Source organism: Gordonia mangrovi (assembly GCF_024734075.1).
GTDB lineage: Bacteria > Actinomycetota > Actinomycetes > Mycobacteriales > Mycobacteriaceae > Gordonia > Gordonia mangrovi.
In genome coordinates, this window is record NZ_CP102850.1 from 2711266 (window position 1) to 2723087 (window position 11822).

At 67.5% G+C, this 11822-nt stretch carries 9 protein-coding genes; 2 read left to right on the forward strand and 7 right to left on the reverse strand.

Annotation, left to right across the window (positions count from 1 at the left end):
* Positions 1 to 93 precede the first annotated feature (93 nt).
* Complete coding sequence (locus NWF22_RS12325; RefSeq protein ID WP_160901964.1) at positions 94 to 663, reverse strand: YdeI/OmpD-associated family protein; 570 nt, start codon at positions 661 to 663, stop codon at positions 94 to 96.
* A gap of 74 nt (positions 664 to 737) precedes the next feature.
* Here NWF22_RS12325 and NWF22_RS12330 point away from each other — a divergent pair, with 74 nt between their 5' ends.
* On the forward strand, positions 738 to 1412 hold the full coding sequence (locus NWF22_RS12330; protein WP_160902197.1) for a hypothetical protein: 675 nt from the start codon (positions 738 to 740) through the stop codon (positions 1410 to 1412).
* A gap of 25 nt (positions 1413 to 1437) precedes the next feature.
* Here the strand turns inward: NWF22_RS12330 and NWF22_RS12335 are convergent, their stop codons facing one another.
* The 6 genes from NWF22_RS12335 to NWF22_RS12360 form a co-directional block, all read right to left on the reverse strand.
* A complete protein-coding gene (locus NWF22_RS12335; RefSeq protein ID WP_160901965.1) occupies positions 1438 to 3411 on the reverse strand; it encodes an ABC transporter ATP-binding protein in 1974 nt (657 codons plus the stop codon).
* Positions 3408 to 5141, reverse strand: coding sequence for an ABC transporter ATP-binding protein (locus tag NWF22_RS12340; protein ID WP_160901966.1), 1734 nt, complete (start codon positions 5139 to 5141; stop codon positions 3408 to 3410). Before NWF22_RS12340 ends, NWF22_RS12335 begins: the two co-directional genes overlap by 4 nt.
* Before the next feature lie 190 nt (positions 5142 to 5331).
* On the reverse strand, positions 5332 to 6141 hold the full coding sequence (locus tag NWF22_RS12345; protein ID WP_160901967.1) for a family 1 encapsulin nanocompartment shell protein: 810 nt from the start codon (positions 6139 to 6141) through the stop codon (positions 5332 to 5334).
* 41 nt (positions 6142 to 6182) lie between these two features.
* A complete protein-coding gene (locus tag NWF22_RS12350) occupies positions 6183 to 7199 on the reverse strand; it encodes a Dyp-type peroxidase (RefSeq protein ID WP_160901968.1) in 1017 nt (338 codons plus the stop codon).
* 41 nt (positions 7200 to 7240) lie between these two features.
* The gene (locus NWF22_RS12355) at positions 7241 to 8902 is read right to left on the reverse strand and encodes an FAD-binding dehydrogenase (RefSeq protein WP_160901969.1); all 1662 of its coding nucleotides are present in this window, start codon (positions 8900 to 8902) and stop codon (positions 7241 to 7243) included.
* Between the two features lie 104 nt (positions 8903 to 9006).
* Positions 9007 to 10494, reverse strand: a complete 1488-nt coding sequence (locus NWF22_RS12360) for an amidase (RefSeq protein ID WP_160901970.1) — start codon at positions 10492 to 10494, stop codon at positions 9007 to 9009.
* A 329-nt stretch (positions 10495 to 10823) separates the two neighbouring features.
* Between NWF22_RS12360 and NWF22_RS12365 the strand changes: the two genes are divergently transcribed.
* Entirely contained in the window at positions 10824 to 11786 is a 963-nt protein-coding gene (locus NWF22_RS12365; RefSeq protein WP_160901971.1) for an alpha/beta hydrolase, read from the forward strand.
* Positions 11787 to 11822: the final 36 nt, after the last annotated feature.

An 11822-nucleotide genomic window follows, 5' to 3' on the forward strand; every position in this document is an offset into this window, starting at 1 on the left:
CGGTCGTCGTGGGTGCTGGTCTCGACACGCTCGCTCGCCTGGCGGCTCGCGGGCTACTCGACCAGCGGTTGGAGCGACGCGTACGGCATCGCGTCACGGGCGCTCGTTGCGGGCGGCTTTGTCGACGATCGTGGTGATGCGCCGCGTCTTGGTGGCGGGTTGTTTGGCGAAGGCGAGTTGGGTGAGGGCGGATTTCCGTACGCTCGGCGGCCACGCATCCCAATTCGTGCGGGCAGCGGGATCGGCGTCGAGCGCGGCGGCCAGTTCCGGGGACTCGATGAGCGCCTCGGCGTCGTCGAGCAGGGTCCACAGGCCGCGCGCCTTCGCGTCGTCGATCACCGCCTGTCCGGGTGGCTGCATCCGCGCCTCGGCGATGAGCTCGGTGACGCGCGCCTTGTTGGACGCGGCCCACGCGCTGTTGCGGCCGCGGCGGGTGAACCACATGCCCCGACGATCATGGTCGATGACTCGCGTGTGGCCGTCGACCCAGCCCCAGCACAACGCCTCCCGGACGACGGCGTCGTAGTCGAGCGGTTCGTTGCCGGACTCTCTGCGCCAGAACACGAACCAGATGCCCCCGGAGGTGTCGTGGTTCGCGCGCAGCCAGTCGTGCCACTCGGCCAGTGACACCGGGTGTAGGCGTTCGGCGTTCGGATCGGCCATTTCGCCAGCCTAGGTCGTGCGCACGCGGCATCCATCAGGTTCGGCGTCGGTAGCATTGAGGCGTGGGTGGCTTCATGGGCTCCATCGGCGATTTCTGGTGGCTGATCTTCCCGATCGGCGGAGTCGTCGGGGGCTGGGCCGCCCGAATCGCCGCATACAACGAGAAGCGCCGCCGCGACAAAATCGAACTCGAGCGGATCAAGGCGTCGTCGCGGGCCGAGGAACTGCGGATCACCCAGACCAGCAAGACCGTCATCGCCAAGACGCTGGCTCGGCACGACGACGTGAACGATCGCTGGTTCGGCTACGAACTGGACCTCGCCACCCTGATCCAATACCCGATGATGACCGATCTGCGGGAGCCGCTGACCCTCGCGTTCCACCGTGCCAAGGTCCGCGCTGACGATCTGCGACCGAATGACGCCGACGAACTGCTCGAGCCCGCAGCCTTCGCCGAGTACCGGGACGCCGTCAGCGACTACGCGGCCGCCTTCGACACCGCCGAGCGGGAGGCGCGTCGCCGCCGGCAGGCCGACTTCTCGCCGGTGGAGCGCGAACGACTCGAACGTGCCCGCCGGCTGATCGCGGTGGCCGGTGACGACGGGGCCACCGCAGCCGAGCGTCAGGCCGCCTACCGTAAGGCGCGCGACGAACTGGAGGGTTTGATCGCGGTACCGCCCGCGGCGGCGCAACAACTCGAACAGCGGATCGCCGGAGCACTGGAGCCCGGTCGCGGCGGCGCCGAGTAGGGCTGCGGTCACACCAGATCGGCGCCTAACCGGCGACGTGATCCCCGGCGAGGGGCTCGTCCTCGAGCGGACCGGCGAACTGACTGTTGTAGAGCCGGCAGTAGGCGCCGCGGGTGGCGAGCAGTTCGTCGTGGCTCCCCTGTTCGACGATCCGGCCGTCCTCCATCACCACGATGATGTCGGCGTCGCGCACGGTCGAGAGCCGGTGGGCGATCACGAAACTCGTGCGGTCGGTCCGCAAGTTGGCCATCGCCTGCTGGATCAGCAACTCGGTGCGGGTGTCCACCGAACTCGTCGCCTCGTCGAGGATGAGGATCGTCGGTTTGGCCAGGAAGGCCCGCGCGATGGTGATCAACTGCCGCTCACCGGCACTGACCCCGCCGCCCTCTTCGTCGAGAACGGTCTCGTAGCCGTCGGGCAACGTACGCACGAAGTGGTCGACGTGGCTCAGTTCGGCCGCCTCGATGACCTCCGCGCGGCTCGCGGTGGGATCGCCGTAGGCGATGTTCTCGTAGATGGTGCCGCCGAACAGCCACGAGTCCTGCAGCACCATGCCGGTGCGTTCCCGCAGGTCATCGCGGGTCATCCGGCGGGAGTCCACACCGTCGACGCGGATGGTGCCGGCGTCGACGTCGTAGAACCGCATGATGAGGTTCACCAGTGTCGTCTTGCCGGCGCCGGTCGGACCCACGATGGCCACCATGTGTCCGGGCTGCGCCACCAGCGACAGGTTCTCGATGAGTGGCCGGTGGGTGACATACCGGAACGAGACGTCGTCGAACTCGATCAGACCGTGCCCGTCGACCGGCGTCTGGGGATCGGCAGGGTCCGGGGTCTCCTCGTCGGCGTCGAGGACGTCGAAGATGCGTTCGGCCGAGGCCACCCCGCTCTGCATCAGGTTGAACATCGACCCGATCTGGGTGAGCGGCTGGGTGAACTGGCGGGAGTACTGGATGAACGCCTGCACCTCACCGAGGCTCAGCGAGCCCGACGCCACCCGCAGTCCGCCCACCACGGCGACCGCCACATAATTCAGGTTCCCCAGGAACATGATGGTCGGCATGATGATCCCGGAGATGAACTGGGCGCGCCAACTCGACTCGAACAGCTTCTCGTTGCGCTCGTCGAAGGTCGCCTCGATCTCGGACTGACGCCCGAACGCCTTCACCAGTTCGTGGCCGGTGAAGGCCTCCTCGACCTGGGCGTTGAGCTTGCCGGTCGATGACCACTGGGCCATGAAGTGCGGTTTGGACCGTTTGGCGATCTGCGCGGTCGCGATGAATGCCAAGGGAACGGTGAGCACCGCGATCAACGCCAGCAGCGGCGAGATCCAGATCATCATCGCCAGCAGCGCGATCACCATCAGCACCGAGTTCAGGAACTGCGCGATGGTCTGCTGCAGGCTCTGCGACAGGTTGTCGAGATCGTTGGTGACACGGCTCAGCAGATCGCCGCGCGCCGCGGCGTCGTAGTAGCGCAAGGGCAGTCGATGCACCTTCTCTTCGACCTCGGCGCGCAGGCGTCGGATGGTGCCGACCACGACGATGTTCAGCAGGTAGGCAGCCAGCCAGGCCAGCGCCGACGACAACACGTAGAGCACCAGCACGATGAGCAGGACCTGCCCCACCGCGGTGAAATCGACACCCACGCCCGGCGTGACGTCCATCGACGACACCATGTCGGCGAAGGTGTTCTGGCCCTGCTCGCGCAGACCTGCGACGGCCTGCTCCTTGGTGAGCCCGTCGGGCAGGGTGGTGCCGATGACACCGTCGAACACCAGGTCGGTGGCATGGCCGAGGACGCGCGGCGCGACCGCCGACAGGATCACCGAGATGACGATCGACGCGAACACGGTCACCATGAACGCCCGATAGGCCAGCAGCAGGCGGATGAGCCGTTTCACCGACGGCCCGAACGACCGCGCCTTCTCTGCCGGACCGGCCATCATCGGCGGGCCGACTGCCCCGCCCGGACGCCCCGCGCCACCGGGGCGGGTCATGAGACGTCCTGGATGGCGAGCTGGGATTCGACGATCTCGGCGTAGGTCTCGCAGGTCTCCACGAGGTCGTCGTGTCGTCCGAGCCCGACGATCCGGCCGCGGTTGAGCACCACGATCTGATCGGCGTCGACGATGGTCGAGATGCGCTGTGCCACCACGATCACCGCGGCGTCCCGCGTGGCCGGGCGCAGTGCGGCACGCAACCGGGCATCGGTGGACAGATCGAGTGCGGAGAACGAGTCGTCGAACAGGTACACCGAGGGACGTCGGATCAGGGCGCGCGCGATGGCCAGCCGTTGACGTTGGCCGCCGGAGACGGTGGTGCCGCCCTGGGCGACGGTGGTGTCGAGGCCGTCGGGCATGCGCGCCACGAAATCGTCGGCCTGCGCGATCCGCAGTGCCTCCCAGATCTCCTCATCGGTGGCGTCGGGTTTGCCGTGCCGGATGTTGGCGGCGATGGTGCCGGAGAACAGGTACGGGCGTTGGGGGACCAGGCCGATGGCCGAGCGCAGCTGATCGGGGTCGAGGCGTCGCACGTCGGTGCCGCCGACGAGGACCGCGCCCGCGGTGACGTCGATGAGTCGTGGGATCAGGCCGAGCACCGTCGTCTTGCCCGACCCGGTGGAACCGACGATCGCCGTGGTGGTGCCCTTCTCGACACGGAAGCCGATGTCGCGCAGCACCGGGTCGTCGGCGCCGGGGTAACGGAACTCTGCGCCGCGGAACTCGACGGTGGACGGATCGGTGGCGAATCCGATCGGGTCGGTGGGGGAGACCACCGAGGTGTCGGTGTCGAGCACTTCCCAGATCCGCTCGGCGCAGACCGTGGCTCGTGGCGCCATCATCGCCAGGAAGGACGCCATCATCACCGACATCATGATCTGCATGGCGTAGCTCATCATCGCCGTCAGTGCACCGATCTCCACCGACCCGTCGGACACCGCGTGCCCACCGAACCAGATGACGGCGACGATGGTGACGTTGGTGATCAGCATGACCAGCGGGAACATCAGCGCCATCAGCCGGCCCACCCGCAAAGTGGCGTCGGCCAGATGATCGTTGGCGCGCGCGAAACGATCGATCTCGTGACGTTCGCGGACGAATGCCCGCACCACCCGGATACCGGTGATCTGCTCGCGCAGCACCCGGTTGACGGCGTCGATCCGTTCCTGCATGGCCCGGAAACCGGGGATCATCCGCGCGATGATCAGCGCCATGGTGAGCCCGAGGATGGGTACGGCGATCGCGAGCAACCACGACAGTCCTGGCGCCACGTGCACGCCCATGGCGATACCGCCGATGCACATGATGGGTGCCATCACCAGGATCGCGGTGCTCATCACCACCAGCAGCTGCACCTGCTGGACGTCGTTGGTGGTGCGGGTGATCAACGACGGCGCGCCGAACCGGCCCACCTCCCGCGCGGAGAAGGTGTTGACCCGGTGCAGCAGGTCGTGGCGGATGTCGCGGCCGACGCCGAGTGCCGTGCGCGCGCCGAAGTACTGGGCGGCGATCGTGCAGACCACCTGGACAACGCTGACCACCAGCATCCACCCGCCGATACGCAGGATGTAGTCGGTGTCGCCCTCGGCCACGCCGTTGTCGATGATGTCGGCGTTGAGGGTGGGCAGATACAGCATCGCGGCGGTGGCGACGAACTGAAGAGCGACCACGGCTGTCAGGTACCCGCGGTAGTTCGTGAGGTATGTCCGGATGAGGCGGCTCAGCATCGCGCGATCACTTGGTTGACGCTAGCAACTGACCCCGACATGGTGCGACGTGATTCTGGGCGCGATGTGATTCTGGGCGCGATGGGGGTCACCTCGTCTCGATACGTCCTCGGCTAGCGCCTCGGACTACTCCTTGGATCGAGTAGGGGCCGAGCTTGCGAGGTCACGTATCGAGATCGACCAGCGGTTCTCACCCTGCGAAGGTGAAGGGGACCACGGCCTCGGGGGTGTAGGTGAGATAAGTGAACGACTCCTGGAAGTACAGCGTCACCGTCTCGGCGTCGTGGTGGTCGTAGCCGATGGACACGTCCTGCCCGATGCTCATCTCGAAGTCGCCCCCGCGGGTGCTGAGCAGGAAGGCCCCGGAGATCGCGGGTGCCCAGACGATGTCGCCGCCACCGACCAGTAGCCGCTGCAGATGATCGCGGATCGGGACACCGTGGTTGGAGGTCTCGTTGACCAGGGTGTAGACGTCTTTCGACAGTGCCAACGAGTACGGCCCCTCGACCGAGGCCAGCCGCAGCGCGGTGGTGGCCTGCGACAACGCCTCGGCGTAGTCGCGCACGTCGGCCGGCAACGGAATCGGTGTCGCCGATGCGGTGGGCCGGATACCGGCGATGCCGCCTGCGGGGTACCCCTCGAAGATGGCGCGGTCCTCGGCGCGGGCCAGCTCGGCGGCAGCATCGCGCACCGGGTCCCAATCGGAATCCTGCGCACCGCGGTCGACATCGTCGATGGCCTCACGGCTCACCGTGAACGGCACGCGCAACTCGACCAGCGGCTGCGCCTGCCGCTGATGCGCGACAATGCCGTCGGCCGGTGGGTCGATCTTGCTGCGGTGCCCCAGGGTGACCGAGGCGATGTCCAGGCCAAGCGGGCCGTTGACGTCGACGAGACGACGCGCGGCGCTGTTGCGTTTGAACGAGCGGGTGGCCTCCTCCTCGATCTCGGCCCACGCGGCGTCGGAGATCGGTGCGAGTGCGCGATGCAGATTGTTCATGCTGCCTCCTGGGGTCGTGGCGGGTGTGGCCGGGTGATCGTCTAGTGCAGGGAGCCGATGCCGAGGGAGCCGTCGGTTGGTGCCTCGGGCTCGCTGCGCTCGTTCGTGACAACGTCGGCGGGCGCAGTCGGCGGGGCCGGCAGGTCCTCGAGAAAATCGATGGTCGGAGTGAAGAACTGCGAACCGGTGACCGCGGTGGTGAAGTCGAGCAATCGGTCGTAGTTGCCGGGCGGATCGCCGATGAACATCTTGCGCAGCATCTCTTCGGTCACGTCGGGACCTGCGGAGTAGGCGATGTAGAACGTGCCGCGTTCGCCGGAGCCGGACGCGGCGCCGTACGGCATGTTGTCGCGTACGACGTCGATCTCCTCGCCGTCGGCATCCTCGACCACGTTCAACGCGATGTGCGAATTCGTCGGCTTCACGTCGTCGTCCATCTCGACGTTGTCGAGCTTCGTGCGGCCGATCGCGTTCTCCTGCTCACCGACGCCGAGCGCATTCCACGCCTCGAGGTCGGTGACGTAGCGCTGGATGGCCACGTAGCTGCCGCCGGCGAATGCGGGGTCCTCGTCGCCGACCGTGATCGCGTCGATCGCGGCCTGCCCGACCGGATTCTCGGTGCCGTCGACGAAACCGATGATGTCGCGCAGGTCGAAGTAGCGGAAACCGTAGACCTCGTCGACGACGGTGACCGCCTCGCCGATCGCGTCCATCACGAGTCGGCCGACCTCGAAACACAGGTCCATCCGGTCGGCCTTGATGTGCAGCAGCAGGTCGGCCGGGGTGGCGGGGGCGGTGTGCACCTCGCCCTCGTAGACGACGAACGGCCGCAGCGAGCGGGGGCGCGGACCGTCGAACAAGCGATCCCAGGCAGCTGAGCCGATCGATGCAATCGCGGCCAGCGCCGCTTCGGGGGCGCGGGAGGAGACCGCTCGGGTCAGGGAGGGCAGCTCGCCCAACAGATCCCGGACGTCGTCCGCACCGCCGTCGTCGATGGTGAGGACGAGAAACAGCGCCGAGGTCGTCTTCCGAGTCAGGATCGTCTGGGGGATCGGCACGGGACACACTGTAGCCCACAGCTACCGGGCGCATCGGTCGGTCAGCGACGGGCGATGGTCCGTCCCGCGGTGCGACCGGAGAAGATACAGCCGCCGAGGAATGTGCCCTCCAGAGCGTTGTACCCGTGCACCCCACCGCCGCCGAAACCGGCGACTTCGCCTGCGGCGAAGAGCCCGTCGAAAGCGCTGCCGTCGGGCCGCATGACCTGTGAATCCAGATTGGTCTCCAACCCGCCCAGCGTTTTCCGGGTGAGGACGTTCAGGCGTACGGCGATCAACGGGCCATGTGTGGGATCGAGGATCCGATGCGGCTTGGCGACCCGGACCAGCTTGTCGCCCAGGTATTGTCGCGCGTTGGTGATCGCCATCAGTTGGGCGTCCTTGCCGAACTTGTTGTCGATCTGCGCATCGCGGGCGGAGATGACCCGTTCGAGATGCTGCAGGTCGAGTTTCGGTCCCCGGGTGATCTCGTTCATGCCGGCCACCAGGTCCGGGAGGTTGTCGCGCACCACGAAGTCCACGCCGTGTCTGGTGAACGCATCCACCGGCCCCGGCGCACCTTTGGCGAATCGACTCTTGGCGGCGAACTTGAGATCCTTGCTGGTGATGTCGGGATTCTGCTCCGACCCCGACAACGCGAACTCCTTTTCGATGATGCTCTGGGTGAGGATGAACCAGGAGTAGTCGTAGCCGGTCGACAGAATCGCCTTCATCGTCGAATTGGTGTCGAAGCCGGGGAAATTGGGTGGCGCCAGCCGATTGCCGTTGGCGTCCAGCCACAGCGACGACGGACCGGGAATGATGCGGATCGCGTGGTCGGGCCAGATCGGATCCCAGTTGTGGATACCTTCGGTGTAGTGCCACATCCGGTCCCGATTGACCAGGCTGGCGCCCGCGTCCTCGGCGATGCCGAGCATGCGGCCGTCCACGTAGGCGGGAACGCCGGAGATCATCGTCGCGGGTGCCGGTCCCAGGCGTTCGGTCGGCCAGTTCTGGCGGATCAGCTCATGGTTGTGGCCGATGCCGCCCGTGGTGACCACGACGGCACCCGCCCGGATCTCGAATTCACCGGCGACGTCGCGAGGCGAGGCCACTCCGCGTTCGAGGTCGGTGGGCGCCAGGACCGAACCACGCACGCCGACCGCCGCACCGTCCTCGACGACGACCTCGTCGACGCGGTGCCGGAACCGGAACTCCACCAGGCCGCGCTTCTCCGCCTCGAGTACGGGTTCGACGAAGACGCGCACCACCTCCGGCCCGGTGCCCCAGGTGAGGTGGAAGCGGGGCACCGAGTTGCCGTGACCGTCGGCGAACCCGCCGCCACGTTCGGCCCAGCCGACGATGGGGGTGATGCGCAGTCCGAGGTCGTGCAGGTACTGACGCTTCTCGCCGGCAGCGAAGTCGACGTAGGCGCGCGCCCACTGCCGCGGCCAGAAATCCTCGTCGTCGCGATCGAATCCGGCCGACGCCATCCAGTCGTGCAACGCCAGGTCCGCGGAGTCCTTGATGCCGAGGCGTCTCTGCTCGGGAGTGTCGACCAGGAAGAGACCACCGAGCGACCAGAACGCCTGCCCGCCGAGGTTGTTGCGGTTCTCCTGATCGACCACGATCACCCTGCGGCCGGCGCGGGTGAGTTCATAGGTCGCGACCAATCCGGCCAATCCCGATCCGACCACCACCGCGTCGGCCTGTTGCTGGCTCACACGCCCCTCCTCATCGCTGGTGGTGTCGACACTATCGTTCGGGGATTGCGTGACGCAGTGATCTCGATACGCCCGGCCTCACTTCGTTCGCTCGGGCTACTCGATCAGATGGTGATGTCGGCGTAGCGATGCGCCCACGGGGCGGCCTGTTCGAGCTGCGCGGCCAACGCCAGGAGGTCGCCGTCGGCGCCGAGCCGTCCGACGAACTGCACGCCCAGCGGCAGTCCGTCGGCGGTCCAGTGCAGCGGGACGCTGATGGCCGGTCGTCCGGTGAGGTTGGCGAGCTGGGTGTAGGGCACCCAGCCGAGGCTCTGCTCGATGAGGTCGTCGAGGACGCCGGTGCGTGCCAGCAGCTTTCCGGCACGGACCTTCGCGATCACCCGGGAAGCGGTCTGGAGCAGCGCCGGCGTGGTGGTGGCACCCACCCGCAACGGCGGTGTCGCCAGTGTCGGAGTGAGGAACAGGTCGTGCGTGCGGTGGAATGCGGCCAACGCCAACACGTGGTTGTTGACCTCGTCGAGGGCCGACATCGCGGCCACCACCCCGGCCGACCGGCCGAGTTCGGCGAGCGCGAGGGTATCGGCCTCGAAGTCCCGGTCGGTCGCGCCGGTGAGGGCGCGCGTCGCGTCGACCTCGGTGGCGAGGGAGGCGAACCAGATCGTCAGGAAGTCACGGGCGAGCGCCGCGTCGTCCTGGGGCGGCGTCACCTCCTCGACGTGGTGGCCGAGTTCGGTGAGCACCGTTGCCGCATGCTCGACGGCGGCGACCGCCTCCGGATGTGGATGCGGGTTGATCGCCGAGGCAGTCGAGTAGCCGATGCGCAACCTCGCCGGCGCGGAGGTGATGGCGGTGGCGAATGACGCCGGCGGGCCAGGGGTGGGATAGACCGACCCGTCGGTGGCACCCACGATCGCGTCGTAGAGCGCGGCCGCGTCGCGGACGGTGCGCGAGACCACGCCCTGTACCACCATCCCGAACTTGGGTTCGCCGGTGATCGGGCCGAACGGCGCGAGCCCGCGGGTCGCTTTGAGCCCGACGAGTCCGTTGCAGGCGGCCGGTATCCGGATCGAGCCGCCACCGTCGTTGGCGCCGGCGGCCGGCACGATACCGGCGGCCACCGCGGCGCCCGACCCGCCCGAGGACCCGCCAGGTGTGTGGTCGGTGTTCCACGGGTTGCGCGCGGGTCCCCAGAATTCGGGTTCGGTGACGCCCTTCGCGCCGAACTCTGGCGTGTTGGTCTTGCCGAAGATCACCAACCCGGCGTCGAGGAACCGTCGGGTGACCTCTGAATGCTCGGTCGCCACGTGTCGGGCCAACGATCGGGAGCCACACGACGTCGGGTAGCCGCGGTACTCCTGGGCGAGGTCCTTGATGAGGAACGGCACGCCGGCGAATGGTCCGGACAATCCGGGGTCGGCCGTCCGGGCATCTGCCGCGTCGTCCATTCGCGCGACGATCGCGTTGAGCGCCGGATTGACGGCGTCGGCGCGACGCCGCGCCAGGGACAGCAGTTCGGTGGGGGTGATGTCGCCGGCGGCGATCAGCTCGGCCAGGGCGGTGGCGTCGTGCCGCACGTACTCCGTCAGGTCCACCGGCCACAGCGTACGTGCGTCGGCTGAGAGTCACCGTTGATCGCGCAAACCGGTAACGGCCCGATGACACCGAATGATCGAGTCGTGAACGGCCGGCGGCGATCCAGGGTGATGACGGGCGTTCCCCCAGGTGGCCCCTGCGTCGTCGGAGATTTGCGTTGTCCGGGCGGCCGTCGGGGGCGCGTCCTTGGCTTTGCCGGAGTGTTATAGAGCCGTTACACTCCCTCACGACGGGTATGCGCCGGCCGCATGAGCCATAGAATCCCGTGAGAATGCCCTGAGAATGACCTGGCCCGCTTCGAGGTCACGATCGATAAAAGGACTTGTTAATGCTGACTCGCGCCCGTAAGCGCCTGGTCGCCGGACTCGTGGCTCTTGTCGCCGCCACGGGCGCCGCAGCGGTCGCCGCACCCGCAGCCCATGCGGCCAACGGATGCACGGTGGAATCCGTCTACTCCAATGCGATGCATCGGAGTGTGCCGGTGTGCATCGTCTCGGCCGGCGGCGGCGGACCGAAGCCCACGCTGTATCTGCTCGACGGACTGCGTGCCCCGAACAACAACAGCGGTTGGCTCATCGAGACCGACGTCGCGCGTTGGATGAACGGCAAGGGCACCAACGTCGCCATCCCGTTCGGTGGTGGTGGCAGCTTCTACACCGACTGGGAGCGCACCGATCCTGCGCTGGGCGTCAACAAGTGGGAGACCTTCCTGACGCGCGAGCTGCCGGCCTACATGGCGGCCAGGCACAACAGCGACAACCGTCGCAACGGTATCGCCGGGCTGTCGATGTCGGGTACCTCGGCGCTCAACCTCGCGTCGCGTCATCCGGGCTTCTACCAGGCCGTCGCCTCCTATAGTGGCTACCCGACCGTCACCATGCCGGGCTTCAACCAGGGCATCCAGGCATCGGTGATCGAGATGGGCGGCAACCCGATGAACATGTGGGGCGTTTGGCCGGCCGGACAGTGGGCCGCCAACGACCCGTTCCTGACCGCCAACAACCTGGCCGGCAAGTACGTCTTCGTGTCGTCGGGCACCGGCGTGGGCAGCAAGTACGACGCCTCGGTGAACCCGTCGAGCGCCAGCTTCGACCCGGTGAAGTTCGCGCAGATGGTCCCGCTGGAGGTTGCGGCCTCCACCAGCAGCCAGCTCTACATCGGCCGCCTCGCCGTGGTCCCGGGCGTCAAGCTGACCACCCGGATCACCCCGGACGGCGTGCACTGGTGGGACTACTGGCAGAGCGACTTCAAGCAGTCGTGGAACAGCACCTTCCGGCCGGCGTTCTTCTGATCGGCTGGGCGCTGATCTGAACGGCTAGCGCAGCCA